Below are 24363 nucleotides of genomic sequence, written 5' to 3' on the forward strand. Positions count from 1 at the left end.
CCGCCGTGTCCGTCCCGCTGCTCCCCAGCGCGGCGGACACGGCGGCCGCCCGGGACGCCGCCCGGCAGGCCGCCGCCCGGCGCCCCGGACGCCCGGCCGAGCAGGTGGTGCAGGTGCAGATCGGGCGGCTCGAGGTGACCGCCGGCGACGCACCCCGGGGCGGCGGCCCGCAGCGGCCACGCGCAGCCGACCGCCCGCGCGCCACGGTCAGCCTCGCGGACTACCTGGCCAGGGGGCGCGAGTGAGCCGCCGCAGCGGGACCGACGTACGACCGGACGCACCACGACGAGGAGAGGGACCGAGGAACTGACGCCATGAGCAACGCACTTGCCCTCGCCCACGTCACCCAGGCCCTCGCCCTGCTCATCGAGGCCAACCTCCCCCCGGACATCGACATCGCCGTGAAGGTCGAGCCGCGCAGACCCCCGGTGGAGCCGCCGGCCGAACCGACCGTCACCGTCTTCCTGTACCAGGTCACGCCCAACACCTCGCAGCGCGCCCAGGACCTGCCGACCCGGGCTCCCGACGGCACACTGGTCCGGCGGCCGGCCGCCGCGCTGGACCTGCACTACCTGATCAGCGCCTACGGCGAGGAGGCCGAACTGGTCGGGCAGCGGCTGATCGGCTCCGTGGTGCGGACCCTGCACGAGATCCCCGTCCTGCCCAAGGACATCATCGAACTCGCGGGCCAGCGGCCCCACCTGGCCGGCAGCGACCTCGCGGAGGCGGTGCAGCGGGTGCGGTTCACACCGACGGCGATGGACATCGACGAGACGTCCAAGCTGTGGGGGATGCTCCACCAGACGCCGTACGCGCTGTCGGTCGTCTACCAGGCGGTGCTGGTCCTCATCGACGGGCGCGGGACGCCGGTGCCGGCGAAGCCGGTGGAACGGCCGCAGGTGCGGGTGCTGCCGTTCGGGGCGCCGGGTGCGCCCGGCCCGGCCCCGGCGGAGCCGGCCGCGCCCGACGAGCGCACCGCGCGGACGACGGACCCCGGGCCCGCCGACGCGCCGCCTGCGCCGCCTGCGCCGCCCGCGCCGCCCGCGCAGGCCGTCGCCAGGACGGAGGCGAAGGCGCCCGCGAAGACGACCAGGAGCCGCAAGGCGGCCCAGCCCGCCAGGACTTCGAAGAGGACGGCGGCCAAGCCCGCGAAGTCCGCCCGACCCAGGCCCGCGGCCGGGGACGCGGACGGCGACGAGGGCACGGAGCGCTGACGGACATGGGGACGACGGGGGCGGGTGAGGGCATGGGAACGCACCGAGCGGCCACGGCCACGGCCACGGCCACGGAGGCGGCCACGGAGGCGGTGCCGGGCGCGGCGGGCGACGCCGCGACCCTGATGGCCGCCGTGACCCTGACGGCCGAGATCCGCCGCGTCCTGTCCCGCGTCGACGCCCACGCGGGCCGCCGGACGGGGGAGGGGGGCGGGAGAAACTCCGGGAGCGGTGACGGCCCTTTCACGAGGCCTGGCGGTAACTCCCGTGTGGCTGGCGGGGATTACCCGGCGTACGGCGGGGACGCCGGAGCGCGTGGCGCGGACCCGGCCTCCGGCGGGGGCTCGGCCGTGCCGGGTGGGCACTCGGCAGCGCCCGGTGGGCGCGCCGTGCCTGGCGGGGATTCGGCCGTGCCGAGTGAGGACTCGGCGGCGACCGGTGGGAACTCCGCCGCGCGCGGCGCGAACTCAGCAGCGCCCAACGGGAACTCCGTCGCGCCCGGCGCGACACCCGCGACGGCCGAAGTGAACTCCGCCGTGCATGGCGGCAGTTCCACGGCGCCCACCGCCGAAGCCCCCGCCCCGGAAGCCCCCGCACCCGATGCCCTCACCCCCGAAGCCCCCGCCCCCGCCTCCGACGGCCCCGGTACCGGCCCCCTCGACGCCCTGGTCGCCTGCTTCGGGCTCACCGCCTTCGAGCGGGACCTCGTGCTCCTCACCGCCGCCCAGGAACTGGAGCCCACGACCGGCGCCCGTTGCGCCGCCGCCAGCGGTGATCCCGAACGCGCGTACCCGACGTTCTCCTTGGCGCTGGCCGCCCTCGACGGACCGCACTGGAGCGCCCTGCCGCCCGTCTCCCCGCTGCGCCGCTGGCGGATCCTGGAGCTGGACGACGAGTCCCGGCTGACGACCACCAGGCTGCGGCTCGACGAGCGGATCCTGCACTTTCTGCTCGGCTCGCCCTACCTGGACGCCCGCCTGCACGGCCGGCTCCGCCGCACACCGGTACCGGACGCCCTGCCCCCCTCCTACGACCTGGCCGCGAGCAAGGTGGCGGCGGGCTGGACGGACGGCACCCGCGCCGACGCGCCGCTGCTCGTCGAACTGACCGGCGGCGACCCGCGTAGCCGCGCCGACATCGCCGCGGCGGCCGCCGCGCGCGCCGGGCTCGGGCTGTACGAGCTGAGCGCCCAGGACGTTCCCGTCGATCCGGCCGAGCGCGACCGGTTCGCCCGGCTGTGGCAGCGCGAGGCGATCCTGCTCCCGGCGGCGCTGCTCGTGGAGTACGGCGAGCCGGACCACGAGCAGCGGGCGGCCACCGAGGCGTACCTCGCCGGGGCCGCCGTACCGGTCGTCGTGTCGAGCGCCGACCCGCGCCGCACGGACCGCCCGCACGGCACCCGGGTGAGCGTGCCGCGCCTGGACGACGAGGAGCAACTGGCGCTGTGGGCCGACGCGTTCCGTGAGGTGGCCGACCTGGAGGAGGGCGAACTGCGCTCGCTCGTGGCCCAGTTCCAGCTGCCCCCGCACGTGGTCCGGTCCGCCGCCGCCACCGTGCGCCGTGATCTGCCCGCCGGGGACGGGCTGGACGCGGCGGCCCTCGCCTGGCGGGCCGGCATGGACGAGGCCCGCGTCGGCATGGACGAACTCGGCCGCCGGATCGAACCCCGGGCCGGCTGGGACGACCTCGTGCTGCACGAACGGCAGACCGCCGTGCTGCGGGAGATCGTCGCGCACGTGCGGCAGCGGTCGGTCGTCCACCAGGAGTGGGGCTTCGCGTCGACGCTGCGCCGGGGGCTCGGTGTCACCGCGCTCTTCGCGGGCGGCTCCGGCACCGGCAAGACCCTCGCCGCCGAGGTGATGGCCCGCGAACTCGGCCTCGACCTGTTCGTCGTCGACCTCTCGCAGGTCGTCAGCAAGTACATCGGCGAGACCGAGAAGAACCTCCGCCGGGTCTTCGACGCCGCCGAACGCGGCGGCGCGCTGCTCCTGTTCGACGAGGCCGACGCGCTGTTCGGCAAGCGCAGCGAGGTCAAGGACAGCCACGACCGGTACGCCAACCTCGAGGTCAGCTACCTGCTGATGCGTATGGAGGCCTACCGCGGCCTGGCCGTCCTCACCACCAACATGAAGAAGGCCCTGGACAACGCCTTCCTGCGGCGCATCCGCTTCGTCGTCGACTTCCCCTTCCCGGCCGAGCCCGAACGGGCGGAGATCTGGCGGCGCGTGCTGCCGCCGCAGGCCCCGGCCAAGGACCTCGACCCCGCGCTGCTGGCCCGGCTCACCGTCGCGGGCGGCTCGATCCGCAACATCGCCCTGTCCGGCGCGTTCCTCGCCGCCGAGGAGGGCGAGCCGCTGCGGATGCGGCACATGCTCGCGGCGGCCCGCACCGAATACCTCAAGCTGGAACGCTCCTTGACGCCGACGGAGGTCCGCGGATGGGTGTGACGCGAAGTGCCGGACGGACGGACGCGGGTGCCACGCCCGCGCCGCCCGCGCCGCGCGAGATCCGCGTGGAGATCGGCGCCCTGGTCCTCGACGGCTTCCGCGCGGACCCCGAGCGGGTGTCCGACGCGTTCGAGCGGGAACTGACCCGGCTGGTCCGGGAGCGCGGCGTGCCCGCCGACCGCGCGTGGACGGCCGACGTCCTGTCCGGCCTGCCGCCGCTGCCGGCCGGGCTGTCCGCCCGCCGCCTCGGGCAGGAGCTGGCCCGCGCGGTCCACGAGGGCCTGTGCGGACGCGGGGAGGTGACACCGTGAGCGACTCCCGTGCGCAGGACAGCCGTTCCGGGCAGAGTGCCGAGCAGCGCCGCCGCAAGCGCAAGGAGCGTGCCGCCAGGTCCCGCTCCCCCGAGCCCAAGGACATCGTCAGTGGCGCCGGCCAGCCCCTCGACCCGGGCGTACGACGGGAGCTGGAGGAGCGCCTGGGGCACGACCTGAGCCGCGTACGCCTGCACACCGGCAGGGACGCCGGTCACCTGGCCGGTCTGCTCGGCGCGGACGCGGTCGCCGTCGGCCAGGACATCTTCTTCCGCGAGGGGGCGTACCGGCCCGGCACGGACGAGGGCCGCCGCCTGCTCGCCCACGAACTGCTGCACACCGTCCAGAACCCGCACGGGCTGGGGGCGTTGCGGGCCGGGCGTGAACTGGGCGCGGTGAGCATGCCGCAGGAGGCCGTCGAGCGGGAGGCCGAGTCGGCGGCCCAGGACCTCGTGCACCGGCCCGAGTCGACCGGCCCGGCGGAGGTCGAGCGGGGGCAGGCCACCCCCGGCTGGCTGCGCTACGCCACCGTCGACGCCGACCGGCGGCGCATGGAGGAACTGGATCCGGCGACGCTCGTGGACCGTGTGGCGAACGGCCTCCTCCGTTCCCTGCGGGGGGACCCGGAGGACCGGTCCGGGCGGGTCCGCCTCCAACTGGCCCGTATGGCACCCGAGGTGCAGGACAGCGTCCTGGACCGGCTGGAGCTGCGCCTGCCCGCGCCGGTCGTCGACCGGCTGCTGGAGGACGTGGCGGAGACGGAGCGCTCGGGCCCGCCGCCCCTGCAGGCGGCGACGGCTCCGCACGCGGTGCCCGGGGCGGGGGAGGAGATCGCGCAGGAGCGCGACCGCTCCGGGGAGGAGGACGTCCAAGAGGGTGTCCAAGGGGACCGCCAAGAGGGCGCCCCGGAGCAGGACGTACGCGACAACGAACCGGGCAAGGCAGGCAAGGCGGGCAAGCCGGTCAAGCCTGGCGCGCCCGGGGGCGGGCGGCATGACGGGCCGCAGGACGGGCGCACCGCACCGGGCGAGGAGCGGGACGGCGACGCAGGGTCCCCGTCCGCCGGCACGGACCGGGAGGACGCGCCGGGCGGCGCGGGAGCGGCGGGGCGCCGGCAGGAGGGCGCGAAGGACGATCAGGAACGCTCGCAGGACCGGCAGGAGGAGCAGGACACCTCCCGCCGGGACGACCGGAAGGACGCCGAGGACGCACGCGAGTCCGCCTCCGCCACCGAGCGCGAGCAGCGGAACCAGGACGCGCGGGACGAGGGCGAGACCGGGCAGGAGACGGACGAGTCCCCCCAGGAGCCGGAGAAGCAGGCCGTCCAGGAGGAACAGCGCCCGCAAGCGGCCCCGGCGGCCGACCGGCGGTCCACGGCCCCGGGCACGGTCGACCGCAGCGGCGCCGAACCGGGGGAGAGGTCCCGCACCGGCGGTGACACCGGCGCGGCCCGCGCGGTGGGTGACCCGGAAAACGAACAGGACGCCGACGACGAGCCGTTGGGGCTGGACGCGGAGCCCGCGCAGGACGAGTCCGATCGGGAGGCGGGGGACGGCACGCCCGCGGCGGCCGGGCAGGAGCCCGTGCCCGAGGCCGAACTCGTCGGGTACACGGACGCGGCGAGGAACCCGAACCTCGCCGAGGAACGCCGGAAGGGCACGGCCCCGCCGCCCGCCGTCTCGTCCGTGCCCGCCGCGGCCGAGGCCCCGGCGGCGGATCAGGCACCGCCGGAGTCCGCGACCGGCGCGTCGCACACCGAGGACGAGGAGGACGGCGGCGAGTCCTTCGAGGACCTGTCGAACGACCTGACCGGCGGGTCGGACGCCGATCCCCCCACGCTCGGCACGGCAGCGGGCGCCGCCTCCTCCGCGGCGGAGGGCGCCGGCTCGGTGACGGACGCGGCCGGGGCGGACCGGGACCGGCGGCAGGCGGACGCACGCCGGGAGGATGCCGAGGCCGCCCGGCGTGACGAGGAGGCCCGCAAGGCCGACGCCGCGTCGCCCGGGGCGACCACGGCGTCCGGTGAGACGGCCCCGCCGGACCGGTTGGCCAAGGCCGAGGAGGACGCCCGCACCCGGACCACCGGCCCGGCCTCGGGCACCGCCGCGCAGGCAGGGGGCGCGCGTTCGGCGGACGGCGCGCAGAGCACCGCCCGCAAGCCGGAGGCCGGAGCCCCCGACCGCAGCGGCGGGAAGGGCACGGAGCCCGGGACGGACACGGCCCGGGACCGGCAGACCGGCGAGCCCTCCGGTGCGGCGGCCGGCGAACGGGACACGGCAGGCGACCAGGAGACCGCTCCCCGGACGCCCGACACCTCGCCCGGCGGCAGCCGCGAGGAATCCCCCGGCAAGGGCCCGGCCACCGTCCCCGCACCGCAGAGCGGTCCCGACCAGGTCTCGACGCCGGGGCCCGCGGACGCTCCGCGACTGGCACCGGGCCATGGACCCTCCCCGATGGCCGCCGGCCCGCAGCCGCGGACCAACACGCCGAAGTCCGCCGAGGCGCCCGGTTCCGGCACGGGACGCGCGGCGGGCGCCACGGGCGGCGACGCCGCGGGGTCCCGCTCACGTCCGGCGAGCGGCAGGCGCCAGGCGGCCCGCCAGGCGGCGAGGACCGCGTCCCGCAGCGGTGGGGGCGGCACCGGCGGAACGGGCCGTACGTCCCCGGCGCCCGTCCGCTCCGGTGGCCGCTCCGGCGGCGGTGCCCGGCCCGCCGCGTCGGGCGGTTCCCCGGGCAGGGCCAGGAAGGAGACCCCGCCCCCGGACGTCTCCCGGGCCACCCCCGAGTCCGGCCTGTCCACGGCCGCCGGACTCAAGCCGCACCAGGCCCTGGAGACCCTCAAGGGCGTGGACAGCGCGGTCGGCCGCTCGGTCGACAAGGAGCGCACGGCCCTGCGCAAGGCCCCGCCCGCGATGCGGCGGCCGTCCGGCTCCCCGCGCACGGTCCCCGGCGGCCCGAAGGCCGCGGCCCCGGGCACCTACACCAACGCCAAGGTGGCCCGAACGCAGGCCGCTGCGGGCCGGACGCCCGAGATCACCGGCGAGCGGAGGCCGGAGGGCGAGGTCCCGGGCGCGAACGTCCCCGAGCCGAGCTGGTGGGACATCGCCGTCACCATCGGCGCCCAGCTGCTGGGCAAGCTGCTGAAGGAGATCCTGCCGCTCGACGACCTGATCGACTCCATCCTGGGGCTGCCCACCACGGACGAGGGACTGCGCAACGCCCGTGTCGGCGACGCCCCCCGGCTGCCGCTGGAGAACGACTCCGACCCGCGCCGCACCGACGAGCAGGGCCGCAGGCTCGACGAGCGCAAGAACGAACTGCACCGGTCGGGACGCGAGGACGCCGCCCGCCCCATGGGCGAGGACCAGATCTATCCCGACGTGCCCAAGGAGACCCTGACCGGCAAGGTGACCGGCGGGAAGAAGGGCGCGCAGGCCGGCGGAACCCGCTCGGTGTCCGGCGGCGGCGTACCGGTCGAGTCCGCCTCCGCCGTGGCCGAGCACGACCGCGGCCCCCAGATCCGGGCGGGCTTCGCCCAGGGCCGCCAGAAGATGGGCCAGGAGCGCCAGGCCAAGGACAAGAAGGCGGCGGACGACCGCGAGCGGCACGACCGGGACCTGAAGCAGGAGGTCGAGGCCAGCGGCAGGAAGCAGTCCGCCGCCCGCGACAAGGGCCGTGCCGACATCGCCGACTCACGGGACCGGTGGCGCAAGGAGCAGGACGACAAGGTCGCGGAGATCGACGACAAGAAGGGCAGGAAGTACGACAAGGTCCGCGACGACATCAAGAAGAAGGAGGAGGACACCGACAAGGACGTCGACAAGCGGACCGAGGACGACAACAAGAAGATCGACGACGAGCAGACCAACGCCGAGAAGGAGGCGGAGAAGAAGCAGCAGGAGGGCAAGGACGACGCCGACAACTGGCTCGAGGAGGCGATCGAGAAGCTCAAGCAGTTCTTCGAGAACCTCAAGAACGCCATCAAGAGCGTCTTCGAGAAGGCCCGTCAGGTCGTCACCGACCTCATCGACCGGTTCAAGCAGCAGGTCTTCAAACTCATCGACGACGCCCGCAACTGGGTCATCGAGCAGATCAACACCTTCGCCGACGCGCTGATCGCCCTCGGCGACGAACTCCTCGCCGACTATCCCGCGATGCGCGACAAGTGGCGCGACACCATCGACGGCGCGCGCGACTGGGCCGTGCAGAAGGTCAACGAGGCGGCGGACGCGCTGAAGGAGGTCGCCGGCAAGCTCCTCGACGGCCTGTGCGGTGCGCTCCTGGCCGGCCTGGACGCCCTGGAGGGCGGCCTGCTGGCGGCCGTCGACATCGCCGAGTCGGTCACGGTCGGCGCGCTGGAGTTCGGGGCCGCGGCCGTCGCCGCGCTCGGCGAGTGGGCGGCCATCTTCAACGACATCGTCTCCGACCCGGGCGACTGGATCAGCAAGGCCGGCGCCGCCGCGGAGACGGGCGCGAAGCAGCACCTCTTCGAGGAGATCAAGACCGCGGTCCGGGCCTGGTTCGGCCAGAAGGTCCAGGAGATCATCGGCATCCCGGTGGAGGACTTCCAGGAACTGGTCTCCGGGGGCGTCACCGTCGAGCAGATGGCCCAGCTGGCCTGGGACGAGGCGGTGCCCCAACTCCCGTTCATCATCGGCGTGATGGTCGTCGAGAAGGTCGTCGCCAAACTCATTCCCGGCGCCGGCTGGGTGATGGCGGTCATCGACGCCCTGCAGACCGCGTGGGGAGCCCTGAGCGAGATCCTCGCCGCGTTCGGCCTCTTCATGGACTTCCTGAAGTCGGTCAAGAGCGGCAACGGCGCACTGCCCTTCGCGAAGGCGGTCGCGGCCGGGGTCGTGGCGCTCCTGGAACTGATCTACCAGTTCCTCATCGAGGGTGTCAGCCGCTTCATGGGGAAGGTGGCGGAACGGCTGGGCGACATGCTCAAGGGCATCCGCGCGAAGAAGAGGAAGCCCGGCCCCTCGGACGACAAGCCGGACGCGCCCGCCAGGCCCGCGGACGACCGCCCCGCCCCCGCGGACGACCGCACGGACGACCGGCCCGGCCGCCGCCCGGCACCTCCCCGCAAGCCGTCCCCGGACCGGACCTCCCGCCCCCCGTCCAAGCCCCGCCCGGGCAAGCGCTCCACCCCGGAGAAGAAGCCCCGCCCCTCCCACACCACCCGCCCGAAGAAGCGCCGCGACGACGACGAACGCCGCGACGACGCCCGCGAGGTGAACGCGGCCAGGCGCCGCATGCGCGACGCGGAGCGCCGCATGAAGGACGACGACCACCAGGACCGCCCCGTCACCCCCACCCGCCGGGGCCCGGCCCGCGACACCCTCCGCCCGGACCGCCGTCGCGAGGCGAACCACCGCGAGCACGACCGCGATCCGCGAGATGCGCGGCCCGGTGACCGGCCGACGGACCTCTCCAAGCGCACGGGCGGTCGCCGTGGTGACGAGCGAAGGCGTGCGGACGACCGGGGGCATGAGACCGACACGCGCCGTCGGCGCCGCCGACCGCTCCGCCGCGCCCGGCAGACCATCAAGGCCGCCGCCGACCGGGCTCGACGCGCCACCGGCAGGCTCTTCGGAAAGGCGCGACGCAAGCTGGGGAAGCGACTCGACGACAGACTGCGCAGGCTGCGGGAGCAGTGGCGCCGGAGGAACGAGCGAGACCGGACCCGCGATCGCCACAGGGACCGCGCACGTGAGCGAGACCAGCAGGCGTGGCAGCAGGGCAGAAAGGACTACGACCTGCCCTCGGTCCGCTTCCGTACCGTGGACGGGGCCATCCACACGCTGCTCTTCGACGGCAAGGGCAAGAGCGCCGACTTGGCCATGCGGAGCACGCTGGTAGCGATCAAGACGTACATAGACGCGTGGGAAGGGGAGAACAACACGCCCCCGATCTCCCGGCAGCGGGATCTGCGCAGTCGCCAGGAGCAGGCTCGGAAGCAGGCGGAAAATCTGCGTGAGAGCGCGGAAAGGGCTCAGAGCGGCCTCCCCGACAGGGAGACCAGCAACAGCGGATACACCAGGCGCACGGGCAGGTCGACATACGGCGAACCGATCTTCCTGCAGGGTGACCAGGCAGGGATCGAACGACAACTGACCGCCCTGCGGCAACTGATGGAGCAACTGGCGACCGCCCTGGAACAGCGGTCGCGTGGAGGGGGCGAACCACCGCTCCCGGACACCGTTTTGCCGGTGTTCTCCGACGGGGACACCGCGAAGTCCTTCAGGGCTCATTACATCCAGGAGGACACGCCGGTGGGCACCGAGGCCAACCACCGTCCGGACGCGTGGCCTCTGGGCTGGGACCGGGCCGTCGCGAACGGCATCACCGCCAGAGGCGACTGGGTGCGCATGCACATGCTCACGGCAGTCCTCGGCGGTCATGCCTCGACATCGAATCTGGCGCCGGCCCGCCGAGCGGACAACATCGATGCGCGTGAGAAGGCCGAACACCCAGCCGCACGTGCGATCGGCAAGAAGTCCGGGTGGACCGGTCAGCCGGAGAGGATGATCTGGTACGACGTCGACATCACGATGCGAAGCAACTATCCGGGATATCCGAGCGCCGTGGACATGCGTTGGGGGACATATGAACACCCCCACGGGCATTGGCAGCGCAAGAGCCGGCCGGGCGGGTCCTGGACCACGGGGAACTTTGCCCCGCCGCCCTGGCAGGCCACAGGAAACACCCCGCTCTCGGTCAACCTCAACCAGGCCACGTACAAAGAAGTGATCGCGGTGACGAAGCTCAACGCCCTCACGGCCAAGAGAATCGTCAAGCTTCGAGACAGTCAGCCCGGCAAGACGTTCGCGGGCATGGGGGATCTCAAGACCAAGTTGACGGCCCAAGCGGCGAGCCCTCCCGCTGTGGCCGCAGCCAAGAGAGTGATCGCGATCTTGAAGGAGGCCGAGACGGACAATCGGATCTACTTCTGACAGCTCATGGGAGAGGGCATGGAACTCGAGAAACCGACACCGTACGAACAAGGCTGGCTCAGGATTCTGGACGCGCTACGGGACAACCCGGCCGTCGACGTGATGAACGAGGTCCGGCTGGACATCGATCTGACCGCGGAGGACACGGCCTTCGACGAACTGGCGGAGTGGGAAGGTGTTGAGATCGATGCGGATCTCCGTGCGGCCTACATTCGCTTTGCGCAACTGGGAGTCCAATGGCGGACCGTCGCTCCCTGTCCCGAGTTGACGGGCGAGTTCCACCTCACACCCCTGCCACTGGCGGTCCACGAGGATCCGCCTGAATTCACCTCACCGCTCTTCTCCGACGAACGGCGGCTCCTGGCAGACAAATTGAGGGTTATCGATGACAGCCCTTTCACCGGGACGGGTTCCTTCACCGCGCTGCGGCTGCAGCCAGGCGTCGGAAATCCCGAGGTCTGGTTCTCCGATCACAGGACGAACTCGCTGTGGCTGATGGACGTCGACTATTGCGCGTACATGGATGCCCTGCGACTGACCAAGGGAGTGTTCGACTGGCAGCACCTCTTCACGGATGCACCGCTGGACGACGACGAGTTCACGGGTACGGCAGCGGATCTGCGGGCCATGCTGGACGTGCTTCCGGAACTCTTCCCCACCCACGACTACACAGACCTCCGCGCCCGCCTGGAGGCCCGCCTGTGACCCGCTACGCCGACATCCCCAAACCCATCCGCTCCGGCATCGTCGTCGTCAACCCCGACACCGGCACCCCGCAGCGCATCATCGTGCTCCAGTTCAACCCGGACACCCTCGAACGCAGCGTGAGCCCTCAGTCGGCCGGTGACAGCGGGGACGCCGGAGGCGGTGGTGCCGGGAGCGGGGACCGGAACGAGGCGTTGCGGCTCAAGGGCCCCGCCCAGGAGACCTGGAAGTTCACCGCCGAGATCGACGCGACCGACCAGTTCGAGGTCGCCGCGCCCGACGGGATCCACCCCCAGCTCGCCACCCTCGAGATGCTCGTGCAGCCGACGACCGCCCAACTGCGCGCCGCGTCCCGGCTGTCGCAGAAGGGCGCCATCGAGATCAGCCCGATCGAGATGCCCCTCACCCTCTTCACCTGGGGCAGCAAGCGGGTCATGCCGGTGCGGCTCACCGAACTGTCCGTGAACGAATCCGCCTTCGACGTCCACCTCAATCCGATCCGCGCCTCCCTGAGCATCGGGATGAAGATCCTCACCGTCAGCGATCTGCCCGCCGGGCACCGCGGTGCCGATCTGTACATGGCCCACCTCGCCCAGAAGGAGCGACTGGCCGCCGCGGCCCGGGGCGGGAGCCTCGGCACGCTCGGGCTCGGCGGCGGCATCGGAGCAGCCGCGACCGCCGCGATCAGGAGGGGCTGAACCGCACCATGGCCGACACCGAACCGTACGAGAGCGCACTGGACGCCGTGCCCGGCGCTCATCCCTACCCCCGCACCAGCCGGTACCACGACGCCGAGATCGGGATGCACCGCCGTCCCGACGGAACGGAAGTGCGCTACACCAAGCGCCGGCTGCTGCCGCCCCTCGACGACGACGGCCAGGAGACCGGGCAGCACGTCGTCGCCGCAGGCGAGCGGCCCGATCTGCTCGCGCAGCGGTACTTCGGCGACCCCGGCCAGTGGTGGCAGATCGCCGACGCCAATCCCGTCCTCGATCCGCGCGAGCTGACCGAGGACGCCGGACGGGTCGTCGACATCCCCCTCGCCGGCGGCTTCCCGCGGGGGGACCGGCGTGTTTGACCTGCCCGTGGGGCAGGGCCCCGTCCACATCACCCTCCTCATGGGGCCCAAGCTCGCCCGCCCCGTGCCCGCCGAGGTCACCGAGGCCCTGCTCACCGCGCAGATCACCGCCACCGCGGGCGAGCGCAGCGGCTTCCAGCTCGCGTTCGACCTGACCAAGAACGGCCTCATCAGCCGCCGGCTGCTCCCCGAGGGGTTCTTCGACCCCAAGACGCGGCTGATCGTCACCGTGCACGTGCGCGGCACCTCCGCCGTGCTGTTCGACGGGCTCGTCGTACGGCAGGAGGTCGGCGCCAGCAACCGGCCCGGCCACTCCACCCTCACCGTCACCGGCGAGGACCTCACCCTCCTGATGGACCTGGAGGAGCGCACCGCCCGCTACCCCAACCTGCCGCCCTCCGGGCGGGTCCTCAGCATCCTGCGCCGCTACTCCGACTACGGCATCCGGCCCGACGTCTACACCGAGAAGATCGCCCAGCCCCCGCACCAGGACCTGCGCGTCCACTACCAGACGGGCACCGACCTGCAGTACGTCACGGAGCTGGCCCGGGCCAACGGCTACACCTTCTACCTCGAACCCGGCCCCGGCCCCGGCCAGTCCAGCGCCCGTTGGGGACCGGAGGTCCGGCTCGGCGTCCGGCAGCACGCCCTCAACGTCAACATGGACGCCCACTCCACCGTCGACCAGATGACCTTCGCCTACGACGGGACGGCCCGGGAGGAGCCGCAGGCCCGCTGGCAGGACCCGGGGACCCGGCAGTCCACGCTGCTGCCGCAACCGCCGATCAGCCCGCTGCGCCCGCCCCTGGGCCGCCGCCCCACCCCGGCCCTGAAACGCAGGACGCTGTCCGGCACCGCCAAGCAGCAGCGCGAGCAGGCCGAGGCCGAACTGCTCGCCCGCGCGGCCGTCTCCGCCGACGTCGTCTCCGGCTCCGGCTCCCTCGACGTCAACCGGCACGGCTACCTCCTGCAGCCGCGCCAGCTGGTCGGCGTACGCGGCGCCGGACGGGCCTACGACGGCGACTACTACGTCAAGTCCGTCACGCACAACCTGCGCCCCGGCTCGTTCCGGCAGAACTTCACCCTCTCCCGGGAGGGACTGGAGGCCCGCAGCGACCACGTCCGGCCCTGACCCCACCCGCACGCACCCGCGATCCACCTACCAGGAGCACCCTCACCATGGCGGCACCCAGCAATCGCTACCTCGGCAAGTTCCGCGGCCGGGTCGTCGACAACAACGACCCGCTGCGCATCGGCCGGGTCACCGTCGAGGTCCCCGACGTGCTCGGCGACGAGCCGTCGACCTGGGCGCTGCCCTGCCTGCCCTTCACCGGGCCGGAGTCCGGGCAGTTCGCGGTGCCGCCGCCCGGCGCGGGCGTGTGGGTGGAGTTCGAGCAGGGCGATCCCAGCTTCCCGGTGTGGACGGGCTGCTGGTACGGCGCCGCCGCGGAACTGCCGCCCGACGCGCGCCGCGAACTCCAGGCGAACACGCCGCACAAGCCGGTCGTCGTGCAGACACCGCAGGCGCACAAGGTCGTCCTGAACGACACGCCCGGCGCCGAGCAGGGAATCCTCCTGCAGGCCCAGGGCGGCGCCTACATCCGCATCACGAAGGACGCCGTGGTGATCGCGACCGGCGCGGGCGCCGAGGTCGTGCTGCGCGGACGTGAAGTGACGATCAACGAGGGCCAGTTGACCGTGCTCTCCAAGCGATAGACGGGGGAAGAGACATGTCAGGGACCGGGAGTCCGCTCGACGCGAGCACGGTGATCGGCTGCCCGCACGGCGGCCGCGTCACCCCCGCCGCACCACCCGCCGGCGGCCTGCGCATCGCGGGCGCCGCCGTGGCCACGGCCGCGCACGGCCACGTCGTCACCGGCTGCCCGCACACCGTCGACCGGGTGCCGTCGCCGTGCGTCACGGTCCGCTGGACCGCCCCGGCCACCGGCATCACCGTCGACGGGTCGCCGGTACTGCTCGACACCTCGGCGGCCCAGTGCCTCAGCGCGGCCCTGATCCCGCAGGGGCCGCCCGTCGTCCAGGCAGCGCAGCGAAAGGTCACCGTCCGATGAGCGCCACCAGCCGGGCCGGCAGGCCCCGTTCCGACCTCGCGTTCCCCTTCCGCGCCGACCGGCGGGGCCGCACCGCGCACGCCGGGCACGACGAGCACGTCCACGACCTGATCGAGCAACTGCTGTTCACCAGCCCCGGCGAGCGGGTGATGCGCCCCGACTTCGGCTGCGGGCTGCTGGACCTGGTGTTCGCACCCGACAGCCCCGAGCTGATCAGCACGCTCGAACTGTCCGTACAGGCCGAGCTGCAGCGCTGGCTCGGCGACCTCATCGACGTCCTGGCCCTCGACATCGTCAGCGAGGGCGGCGAGGACGGAGTCGTCCGCGTCCATCTGTCGTACGCCGTGCGCGCCACCGGTGCCCAGCGCGACGACGTCTTCGAAGGGAGGGCGGCCGCATGACGACCGGCGTCACCGCGTCCCGCCGCAGCAAGGTGAGGGCCGCCCGGCTCAACGGGGTCGACAGCGTCGAGGTGGGCGACGACGGCCTGCTGCTGACCGTCACCTTCCTCGGCAAGGCCCCGCACGGCCTCGGCCCGGAGAACGTCCGCATCGACGGCGGCCGGCGCGTCACCGGCATCACCGCCGTCGACGTCAGCGTCGAACGCGAGGAGGACCCGGAGCTCGACGACCGGCTCTACGTCACCCTCGACCGGTCCGGCGACACCTCCCGCTACCGGCTCTCCCTCGTCGAGACCGACCCGTACGGACGGCCCGGCACCGAGCCCTACCGCGGCTTCGACCAGCGCTACCACAGCGCCACGTTCCACTTCCGGCCCGACTGCCCCACCCCCTTCGACTGCGCGGACCGGCCCCAGGAGGAGCCCGCCTTCCCGGCCGCGCCCGTGGTCGACTACACCGCCCGGGACTACGAGACGATCCGCAAGCTGCTGCTGGACCGGCTCGCGCTCACCACGCCCGACTGGACCGAACGCAACCCCGCCGACCTGGGCACGACCCTCGTCGAACTGCTCGCCCACACCGGCGACCTGATCAGCTACCAGCAGGACGCCGTCGCCACCGAGGCCTACCTCGACACCGCACGCCGCCGCGTCTCCGTACGCCGCCACGTGCGGCTGATCGACTACGCCATGCACGACGGCTGCACCGCCCGCGCCTTCGTCACCGTGCGGACCACGCAGGACCGGACGCTCGCGCCGGGCACCTTCCGCTTCGCCTCCGTCGACGTGCGCGGCCTCGACCCGCACGACCGCCCCGAGCCGGGCACGGTCATCGACGAGGCCGACCTCGGCGACCTCGACGAGCGCGGCTCGGTGGAGGTCTTCGAACCGGTCGTCCCCACCGACCCCCTGGAGCTGCGCGTCGCGCACAACGCGATCCGGCTGTGGACCTGGAGCGGCGAGGTGTGCGTCCTGCCGCGCGGCGCCACCTCCGCCACCCTGCGGGACGCCTGGACCGACCCGGAGACCTGCCGCGAACGCCGCCTGCGGCTGAAGCCGGGGGACGTCATCGTGCTGGAGGAGGTGAAGGGCCCGCGCACCGGTACCCCCGGCGACGCCGACCCCGCCCACCGCCAGGCCGTCCGCCTCACCTCCGTCACCCCCGGGCTCGACCGCATCGAGGACCAGCCGGTCCTGGAGGTCACCTGGTCCGCCGAGGACGCGCTGCGCTTCCCGCTCCGCCTCACCACCCGCGCGGGACGCCACTGCCTGCCCGTCGAGGACGTCACCCTGGCCCGCGGCAACGTCGTCCTCGTCGACCATGGGCGCACCCTGACCGGACCGCCCGAGACGGTGACCGTGCCGCCCGCACCCGCCGCGGCCGCCCCCTGCTGCCCCTCCCCGGGGCACCCCGCCGCCTCGCCCGCCTGCGGCTGCCACGACGGCGACGCGGGCAACGCGCCCGCGCGGCTCATCACCTCCCTCACGGACCGGGCCGAGTCGGGCCGGGCCCTCGAACCGGACGACGTCCGGGCCCTGTTCGAGGTCGTCGGCGAGGCCGCCACGCACCGCGCCGGCCTCGGACTGCGCAGCGCCGGGCAGCGGCACGAGCAGGTCGTGCCCGGCACGGCGTACGCACAGGCCGCCGCGCTGCGCACCCTGCTCGCCCAGTCGGGTTACCCGGGCATCGCGCCCCGCTTCCGCCCGGTCCTCGGCCGGACGCCCGTCACCCAGGCGGTGCCCTTCCCCGCCCCGGGAACCGTCGCCGCCGGGCAGGCCGAACGCATCGCCGCCGTTCCCGGCCGGGTCCGGCAGCGGCTGGTGGAGCTGTGGCGCAGCGCCCGCGACCGGGACGGGCTCACCGAGGAGGAGATCGCCGAACTCGCCGTGATCTACGGCCTGAACGTCCTGGAGCGCCTCGAACTGCGCCGCCACCCGGTCCGTGCCCTGCGCGAACTGCTTTACCGCAGCGACCAGTTGCTCGACACCAAGCTGCGCCGCGTGGAGGTCCTCGCCGCCCGGGCCCGTGCGGGCACCGTCCTCGACGGCTCCCTCGCCTGGGAGATCGCACAGGCCTGGGGCCCGGCCTACGCCGCCGGACTCCACCCCGGGGAGCCGGTGCTGCGCGGCTCCGCCACCGCCGCCCTGCGCCAGGACCCGCGCGAGGCACTCCCCGCCGTCCGGCTGCACGACGGCGACGAGACCTGGCTGCCGCGCCGCGACCTGCTCGGCAGCGGCCCGCGCGACAGGCACTTCGTGGGCGAACTGGAGGACGACGGCCGTCTGGCACTGCGCTTCGGCGACGGCCGGCACGGAGTGAGGCCCACGCCCGCCTCCCGCCTGGAGGTGCGCTACCGGCTCGGCGGCGGCACCGCCGGCAACGTCGGCGCCGAGGCCATCAACCACCTCGTGGTGCACGACGGCTGCGACGCCCCGGCCGCACTCGTGCGCAACCCGCTGCCCGCCACCGGCGGAACCCGGCCCGAACCCGTCGAGCAGGTGCGCCAGCTCGCCCCGCTCGACCTGCGCCGCACCCGCCTGCGCGCGGTCACCGCCGAGGACTACGCGGCCCTCGCCGGCGCCCTGCCGGGCGTGCAGCGGGCGGCGGCCGAACTGCGCTGGACCGGCAGCCTCCAGGAGGCGCACGTCGCGATCGACGCGTACGGCACCGCCGCCCCCTCGCGCGAGCTGCTCGACTCGGTCGCCCAGGCCCTGGAGACCTACCGGCGCATCGGCCACGACCTCGTCGTCGGTCCCGCCCGCATGGTGCCGCTCGACATCGCGCTGACCGTGTGCGCGGCGCCCGGCCACCAGCACGGGCAGATCCTGTCCGAGCTGTACCGCGTCCTGGGCGCTGGACGGCTGCCGGGCGGGCGGCTCGGCTTCTTCCACCCCGACGCGCTCACCTTCGGCGAACCGGTCCGGCTCAGCCGCCTGGTCGCCGCCGCCGCGGCCGTGCCCGGCGTGGAGAGCGTCGAGGTCACCCGGCTGCGGCGGCTGTCCGGACCGGACCGCGGAGCGAGGGAGGACGGCGTGCTGCGGCTCGGCCCGCTGGAGATCGCCACCTGCGACAACGACCCCGACCGGCCGGAGAACGGCCTGCTGGCGATCACCCTGGGAGGTGCCCGATGACGGACACGCACCCGGTCCCCGGGACCGGCGGCTGCGGCTGCGGCGGAGCCTGCGGCGACGGCCACGACGAGCGCCTCGCGCCGCGGCCGCCGCACAACCCGCCCGGCCGGACCGCGCTGGACTACCGCGTCGGCGAGTACGGCTCCTTCCGCGCCGCCCTGCTCGACCGGCTCGCCTCGCCCGCCTACCCGGCCCTGAACGGCCTCACCGTCCGCACCCCGGACGACCCGGCGATCGGCCTGCTCGACGCCGCCGCCGTCCTCGGCGACCTGCTCACCTTCCACTCCGAGCGGATCGCCGACGAGGCCTACCTCCGCACCGCGAACGAGCACCGCTCCCTGGTGCTGCTCGGCCGGCTCGTCGGGCACCGCCCGCGCCCCGGCGTCGCCGCCGCCACGCACCTGGCGTACACCCTGGAACGCGACCCGCGCGCCGAGGCGCAGAACGTGCTGATCCCGCGCGGCGCGCGCAGCCACAGCGTGCCCGCCTCCTCCGACGAGGAGTCGCTGACCTTCGAGACCGGCCGGGACCTGACGGCCCGCTGGGACCTCAACGAGCTGAAGGTCCGCCGCCGTCGCCCCTCGCTGCTCACCCCGCAGGACCTCGACCAGCGCTCCGAGCTGTTCGTCGAGGGCACCGCCACCGCTCTGGGGACCGGCGACCAGCTCCTCTTCGTCTTCGGCGAACAGGCCGGTGGCGAACGCCGGATGCTGCCGGTCGCGAAGGTCCGGGTCGACCGGGACGACGAGGTCACGGCGATCTCCCTGCCGAAGTCGGCACCGCCGACGCTGCGGGAACTCGTCGACGAGGTACGGCGCTGGACGGCGCCGCCCGCCCGGCCCGGGGAGCCGGGGCAGGAGCCGCCCACCCCGGAGGTGCCCAACCCGCGGCCGGTCAGCCGCCTCGTGGAGGACTTCGAGGACCAGGTACTGGAGCCGCTGCGCAACGACCTGGACGGTGTGAGGACGCCGGAACGGCTCGCGGCGCGCCTCGACGAGCCCCTGGCCCGGCTCGGCGAGGCCCAGGTGCTCGCGGCGGCGTACGAGGACGTGGCGGCGTGGTTCGAGCGGCTGGAGGCGGTGCTCGCGGAACTGCGCGAACGCGCGCTGGAGCTGGCTCCCGCGCGGACGGCCGAGGGGGACACCCCGACGGGCCGCCGGCCGTCCGCGGAGCCGTCGGAACCGGTCACGCCCTTCTCCGCGCGCCTCGGAGGCGACGCGCGCGCAGCGGCCGTGGAAGCCCTGGGCGCCGTCCTGCCCGCCCTGCGCGCCGCCCCCCGTGCCCCGGCAGGCCCCACCGCCCGGCAGCTCCCCGGCACCGACACCGCCCGCCTGCTGTCCGCCCTCGACCCCGGCCTCGGCGGTCTGTACCCGGCCTGGCGCACGGCCGCCGCCCCCGGCGCGCCCCCGCTCCTGCGCGAACTGCTCGCGCTGCGCGTCACCGCCGCCCCCTTCGGCGCCACGGCCCCGCTGAAGCCGGTCCAGGACGACCGCGGCCGGGTCGTCCGCACCGCCGACTGGCCGCTGACCGGCGCGGTGCTGGCGGCCCTGCGGGTCGTGTACGACACGGCGGGCAAGGTCCCGGTGCGGGCCGAGTTCCAGTACGTCGAGGGCGGCGACTCCGACCAGCGCGCCGAGAACCTGCCCGTCACCCAGCCGGTCACCTTCCCCCTCGGCCCCGGCCGGGTCGACCTGTCCGTGCGCTCCGGCCAGGACCGCGAGCTGAGCTGGCTCAACCGGCGCCCCACCGACTCCCAGGAACCCGGTGTCACCGCCCGCTTCCACGCCGGACTGCCCGAGCGCACCGTGTTCGTGTCGCGGCCCGACGACGAGGGCGCGGTCCACGTCGGCGTGCACAACGGCACCTCCGGGCAGATCGTCCTGCGGCCGGGCGCGAGCGAGCAGTTCACCCACGGCGAGTACGAGGTGAGCCTGACGTACACCGTCGGCAGCGCCGAGCCCCACGTCGCGGTCGTGATCGCCACCAAGCCGGAACCCGTCAACCGCCGTGTCCTGCAACTGGACACCGTGCACGAGGGCATCACGGCCGGCAGCTGGGTGGCGATCCGGCGGCCCGCCAAGGGCAGGGACCAGGGCGTGCCCGGCGACCCGGAACTGGCGTTCGTCACCACCCGGGTGGTGGCCGCCCGCACGGCCGCCTTCACCGGCTACGGCATCACCGGGCGCGGCACCGAACTCACCCTGGCCGACCCGTGGCTGGACGAGTTCGACGTGCTGCTGTCCCACATCCGCGACACCACCGTGCACGCGGCGGGCGAGCCGCTGCGCCTCGCGGACGAACCCCTCGGCGAGGACGTGCACGGCAACGAGATCGAACTCGCCGAGCTGTACGAAGGGCTGCGCCCCGGCCGCGCCCTCGTCGTGGCGGGGGAGCGCAGCGACATCCCCGGCGTGTCCGGCGTGCGGGCCACCGAGGTGGTGACCGTCGCCTCCGCCGACCCCGCGCTCGACCCGCGGCTGCCCGGCGACCACGTGCACACCCGGCTCGTCCTCACCGCGGACCTGGCCCACCGCTACCGCCGCGAGACGGTCCGCGTCCTCGGCAACGTCGTCGAGGCCACCCACGGCGAGAGCCGCGAGGAGGCCATCGGCAGCGGCGACTCCGACCGCGTCAACCAGACCTTCGCGCTCTGGCAGTCCCCGCTGACCTGGCTCGCCGACGACAACCCCCTCGGCGCCACCCCGGTCCTGGAGATCCGGGTCGACGGCGTGCTCTGGAACGAGGTCGACAGCCTCGCCGGACGGGGCCCGGCCGAACGGGTGTACATCACCGGCTCCACCGCCGGCGGACGCACCACGGTGACCTTCGGCGACGGCGTGCACGGCGCCCGGCTGCCGTCCGGGCACGAGAACGTGCGGGCCCGCTACCGCTTCGGCACCGGCAAGGCAGCCAACATGCCCGCCGACCGCGTCGCCCAGCCCCTCACCCGGCCGCTCGGTGTCACCGCCGTCACCAACCCGCGCCCGGTCACCGGCGGCGCCGACGCCGACGGCCCGGAGCTGACCCGCCGCACGGTCCCCCTCGCCGTCTCCGCCCTGGACCGGCTGGTGTCCGCGTCCGACTACGAAGACTTCGCCCGCTCCCGCGCCGGCATCGGCCGGGCCGACGCACGCGAACTCTTCGACGGGCGGCGGCGCGTGCTGCACGTGACGGTCGCGGGCACCGACGACGTGCCGATCGCGCCGGACTCGGACACCCTGCGCGCCCTGCGCGGCGCCCTCACCGCGTACGGCGACCCGGGCCTGCCGGTCCGCGTCGACGGCCGCGAGCTGGTGCTGCTGCTGATCGCCGCCCGGGTCAGGACCGCCCCCGGCCACTCCTGGCAGTACGTCGAACCGCGGCTGCGGCGGGCGCTGTCGCGGCGGCTCGGCTTCGAGGGACGGGAACTGGGCCGGCCCGCCCGTCTCTCCGAGGTCCTGGCCACCGCCCACACCGTGCCCGGCGTCGACCACGTGGACGTCGACGTCTTCACCGGCGTACCCGCCGGTGCCACCCCCGAGGAGCTCACCGCCCTGCTCACCCGGCCCGGTCCGCCCCGGACGACCGTCCCGGCGCACCCGGCGGCGTACGACGAGCGCGTCCACACCGTCCGCGCCGAGAACGGCGAGACCCTGTCCGAGATCTGCGCCCGCCACGGCGTCCCGCTCGCCGAACTCCTGCGCCTCAACCCCGACATCACCGACACCCGGCGCCTGCCCAGGGGCCGGTCGGTGTACGTCTTCCGCGGCATCCGCCCCGCCCAGCTCGCCATGCTGTCGCCCCGGGCCGCGGACACCCTGATTCTGACGGAGGTCAAGTGATGTCCCCGGACAACGGGCTTCGGACGCCGGCCCCGGCCGCGCCCAGGGAACCGGACGGCCTCGCCGCGCTGCTGCCCCGCTGGCACCGGCTGCGCGACAGCGAGGAGGGCGAGCCGCTGCGCGCGCTGCTCGCCGTCGTCGCCGAGCAGATCGACCGCGTCCGCGACGGCGTCCAGCAGGGCTACGAGGACCTGTTCGTGGAGACCGCGGCCCCCTGGGTGCTGCCCTACCTCGGCGACCTCGTCGGCTACCGCACCCTGCCCGGCTACGAGCGAAGCGAGACGGGGGTGCCCCCGGCCGGAGGCTGGGGGAGCGTCCTCACCACCGGCCTGCACGACGGCGGCCGGGCCGCCCTCGCCGAGGCGGTCGCCCCGCGCCGCGACGTGGCCGCCACCGTCGCGAGCCGCCGCCGCAAGGGCACCCTGCACCTGCTGGAGGAGCTGTCCGGGCAGGTCGCGGACTGGCCCGCGCGGGCCGTCGAACTGTCCCGGCAGCTCGCCCACACCCAGCCGGTGCGGCTCTACGGCACCGGCACCCACCGCGGCGAGCGCGGCCGGCTGACCGATCTGCGCGACGGCGCCGAACTCGCCCTGGCCGGGGGCCCGTTCGCCGACGCGGCCCGGACAGCCGACGTCCGCCGCGCGGACTCACGGCACCGCCAGGGCGGCTGGACCCCGGCCGGTGTCGCGCTGTTCGTGTGGCGGCTGAAGGCGCATGCGCTGACCCGGTCCCCGGCCTACTGCGTCGACCGGGCCCGCAACCTCTACACCTTCTCCATCCTCGGCAACGACACCCCGCTGGTCACCAAGCCCTTCCCGGAGCCCTCGCCGACGCACCTCGCCACCGTCGACAACGTGCCGGCGTTCATCACCCGCCGCCTCCTGCACGACCGGCTGCTCGACTACTACGGCCCCGGCAAGAGCTTCGTGATCCGCCTCGACGGCGAGGACCGTCCCGTACCGCCCTCGGACATCGTGGTCGCCGACCTCTCCGACTGGCGCTACCGGCCGCGGCGCGGCCAGGTCGCCGTCGACCCCGAGCTGGGCCGGATCGCGTTCGGCTCGCGCTCCGCGCCCCGGCAGGGCGTGTGGACCGACCACCACCACGCCGCCGCGGCCGACCTGGGCGGCGGCGAGTACGAGCGCCACCGGGAGCCGCGCCCCGACGCCGAGGTGTACCGGGTCGGGCCCGGGCAGCCGTACCGGCAGATCATGGACGCCTACCGGGCCTGGCAGCACGACCGCCGGGCCGACCGCACCGGCCCCGCCGGGATCATCGAGATCACCCACAGCGGCGCCTACCAGGAGCAGCTCGACTTCGACCTCGACCCCGGCGACCGGCTGGAACTGCGCGCGGCCGAGGGCACCCGCCCGGTCATCCGGCTGCTCGACTGGTACAGCAACCGCCCCGACGCCCTCAACGTCCGCGCGGTGAACGACGACTGCGCCCCGCACGAGCGGCCCCGGGTCGTCCTCGACGGGCTGCTCGTCGCCGGGCGCGGCATCAACGTCACCGGCGCGATGGGCGCCGTCGTCGTCCGCCACAGCACGCTCGTGCCCGGCTGGACCCTGGAGCCCGGGTGCGAGCCGCACTCGCCGGAGGAGCCGAGCATCGTCCTGGACCGCACCACCGCGTGCCTCAGGATCGAGCACAGCGTCCTCGGCACCATCGAGGTCATCGGCGACGAGGTGAGCGAGGACCCCCTCGACATCCACCTCAGCGACAGCGTCCTCGACGCCACCGCAGACGACCGCGAGGCCCTCTCCGCCCCGGACTGCCGCCACGCCCACGCCGTGCTGCACCTGCACCGCACCACCGTCATCGGCGAGATCCACACCCACGCGGTGCGCATCGCCGAGAACAGCGTCTTCACCGGCCGCCTCCACGTGGCCCGCCGCGGCATCGGCTGCCTGCGCCACTGCCGCGTCCCCACCGGTTCGCGCACCCCGCGCCGCCACCGCTGCCCGGACACCGCACCGCTGTTCACCTCGCTGCGCTACGGCACGCCCTGGTACGGCCTGCTCGCCGACCGCTGCCCCGAGGAGATCCGGCGCGGCGCGGACGACGGCGCCGAACTCGGCGCCTTCCACGACCTGTACCGGCCGCAGCGGGAGGACGGCCTCAGGGCCCGGCTCGCCGAGTACACCCCGGCCGGCACGGACGCCGGGATCTTCTTCGTGACGTGAGGCGCGCACCCGCCACCGACCTCGTGAACCCGCACCTTCCC

At 74.4% G+C, this 24363-nt stretch carries 14 protein-coding genes and 1 pseudogene; all 15 read left to right on the forward strand.

What is annotated here, in order from left to right:
• Positions 1 to 245 (forward strand): annotated as a pseudogene (locus ABZY20_RS27075) (hypothetical protein); the annotation flags it as partial.
• Between the two features lie 69 nt (positions 246 to 314).
• The gene (locus tag ABZY20_RS27080; protein ID WP_356444488.1) at positions 315 to 1214 is read left to right on the forward strand and encodes a DUF4255 domain-containing protein; all 900 of its coding nucleotides are present in this window, start codon (positions 315 to 317) and stop codon (positions 1212 to 1214) included.
• A gap of 410 nt (positions 1215 to 1624) precedes the next feature.
• Positions 1625 to 3661 carry an ATP-binding protein gene (locus ABZY20_RS27085; RefSeq protein WP_356444490.1) on the forward strand — a complete coding sequence of 679 codons (2037 nt, stop codon included), beginning with the start codon at positions 1625 to 1627 and terminating at the stop codon, positions 3659 to 3661.
• Positions 3652 to 3972 (forward strand): hypothetical protein, encoded by a 321-nt coding sequence (locus tag ABZY20_RS27090; RefSeq protein ID WP_356444492.1) that lies wholly within the window; start codon positions 3652 to 3654, stop codon positions 3970 to 3972. The genes ABZY20_RS27085 and ABZY20_RS27090 overlap by 10 nt, the downstream gene beginning before the upstream one ends.
• On the forward strand, positions 3969 to 10928 hold the full coding sequence (locus tag ABZY20_RS27095) for a DUF4157 domain-containing protein (protein WP_356444494.1): 6960 nt from the start codon (positions 3969 to 3971) through the stop codon (positions 10926 to 10928). Before ABZY20_RS27090 ends, ABZY20_RS27095 begins: the two co-directional genes overlap by 4 nt.
• Positions 10929 to 10946: 18 nt before the next feature.
• On the forward strand, positions 10947 to 11633 hold the full coding sequence (locus ABZY20_RS27100) for a hypothetical protein (protein ID WP_356444496.1): 687 nt from the start codon (positions 10947 to 10949) through the stop codon (positions 11631 to 11633).
• Positions 11630 to 12331, forward strand: a complete 702-nt coding sequence (locus ABZY20_RS27105; RefSeq protein ID WP_356444498.1) for a hypothetical protein — start codon at positions 11630 to 11632, stop codon at positions 12329 to 12331. Before ABZY20_RS27100 ends, ABZY20_RS27105 begins: the two co-directional genes overlap by 4 nt.
• Before the next feature lie 8 nt (positions 12332 to 12339).
• The gene (locus ABZY20_RS27110) at positions 12340 to 12711 is read left to right on the forward strand and encodes a hypothetical protein (protein WP_356444500.1); all 372 of its coding nucleotides are present in this window, start codon (positions 12340 to 12342) and stop codon (positions 12709 to 12711) included.
• On the forward strand, positions 12704 to 13843 hold the full coding sequence (locus tag ABZY20_RS27115; protein ID WP_356444501.1) for a hypothetical protein: 1140 nt from the start codon (positions 12704 to 12706) through the stop codon (positions 13841 to 13843). Before ABZY20_RS27110 ends, ABZY20_RS27115 begins: the two co-directional genes overlap by 8 nt.
• A gap of 47 nt (positions 13844 to 13890) precedes the next feature.
• On the forward strand, positions 13891 to 14427 hold the full coding sequence (locus ABZY20_RS27120; protein WP_356444503.1) for a phage baseplate assembly protein V: 537 nt from the start codon (positions 13891 to 13893) through the stop codon (positions 14425 to 14427).
• 14 nt (positions 14428 to 14441) lie between these two features.
• Positions 14442 to 14783 carry a hypothetical protein gene (locus ABZY20_RS27125; protein WP_356444505.1) on the forward strand — a complete coding sequence of 114 codons (342 nt, stop codon included), beginning with the start codon at positions 14442 to 14444 and terminating at the stop codon, positions 14781 to 14783.
• Positions 14780 to 15184: a GPW/gp25 family protein gene (locus tag ABZY20_RS27130; protein ID WP_356444507.1), complete on the forward strand. Its 405-nt coding sequence runs from the start codon at positions 14780 to 14782 to the stop codon at positions 15182 to 15184. Before ABZY20_RS27125 ends, ABZY20_RS27130 begins: the two co-directional genes overlap by 4 nt.
• Positions 15181 to 18315, forward strand: coding sequence for a putative baseplate assembly protein (locus ABZY20_RS27135; protein ID WP_356444509.1), 3135 nt, complete (start codon positions 15181 to 15183; stop codon positions 18313 to 18315). Before ABZY20_RS27130 ends, ABZY20_RS27135 begins: the two co-directional genes overlap by 4 nt.
• Positions 18312 to 22136: a putative baseplate assembly protein gene (locus ABZY20_RS27140; RefSeq protein WP_356444511.1), complete on the forward strand. Its 3825-nt coding sequence runs from the start codon at positions 18312 to 18314 to the stop codon at positions 22134 to 22136. The genes ABZY20_RS27135 and ABZY20_RS27140 overlap by 4 nt, the downstream gene beginning before the upstream one ends.
• The gene (locus ABZY20_RS27145) at positions 22136 to 24322 is read left to right on the forward strand and encodes a hypothetical protein (RefSeq protein ID WP_356444513.1); all 2187 of its coding nucleotides are present in this window, start codon (positions 22136 to 22138) and stop codon (positions 24320 to 24322) included. Before ABZY20_RS27140 ends, ABZY20_RS27145 begins: the two co-directional genes overlap by 1 nt.
• Positions 24323 to 24363 lie beyond the last annotated feature (41 nt).

The sequence above is a fragment of the Streptomyces sp. NPDC006624 genome, assembly GCF_040611555.1.
Classification (GTDB): Bacteria; Actinomycetota; Actinomycetes; order Streptomycetales; family Streptomycetaceae; genus Streptomyces.

Coding starts and splice junctions, on each gene's coding strand:
- ABZY20_RS27080 (WP_356444488.1), top strand. CDS start 315: ATGAGCAACGCACTTGCCCTCGCCCACGTCACCCAGGCCCTCGCCCTG.
- ABZY20_RS27090 (WP_356444492.1), top strand. CDS start 3,652: ATGGGTGTGACGCGAAGTGCCGGACGGACGGACGCGGGTGCCACGCCC.
- ABZY20_RS27100 (WP_356444496.1), top strand. CDS start 10,947: ATGGAACTCGAGAAACCGACACCGTACGAACAAGGCTGGCTCAGGATT.
- ABZY20_RS27110 (WP_356444500.1), top strand. CDS start 12,340: ATGGCCGACACCGAACCGTACGAGAGCGCACTGGACGCCGTGCCCGGC.
- ABZY20_RS27120 (WP_356444503.1), top strand. CDS start 13,891: ATGGCGGCACCCAGCAATCGCTACCTCGGCAAGTTCCGCGGCCGGGTC.
- ABZY20_RS27125 (WP_356444505.1), top strand. CDS start 14,442: ATGTCAGGGACCGGGAGTCCGCTCGACGCGAGCACGGTGATCGGCTGC.
- ABZY20_RS27130 (WP_356444507.1), top strand. CDS start 14,780: ATGAGCGCCACCAGCCGGGCCGGCAGGCCCCGTTCCGACCTCGCGTTC.
- ABZY20_RS27135 (WP_356444509.1), top strand. CDS start 15,181: ATGACGACCGGCGTCACCGCGTCCCGCCGCAGCAAGGTGAGGGCCGCC.
- ABZY20_RS27140 (WP_356444511.1), top strand. CDS start 18,312: ATGACGGACACGCACCCGGTCCCCGGGACCGGCGGCTGCGGCTGCGGC.
- ABZY20_RS27145 (WP_356444513.1), top strand. CDS start 22,136: ATGTCCCCGGACAACGGGCTTCGGACGCCGGCCCCGGCCGCGCCCAGG.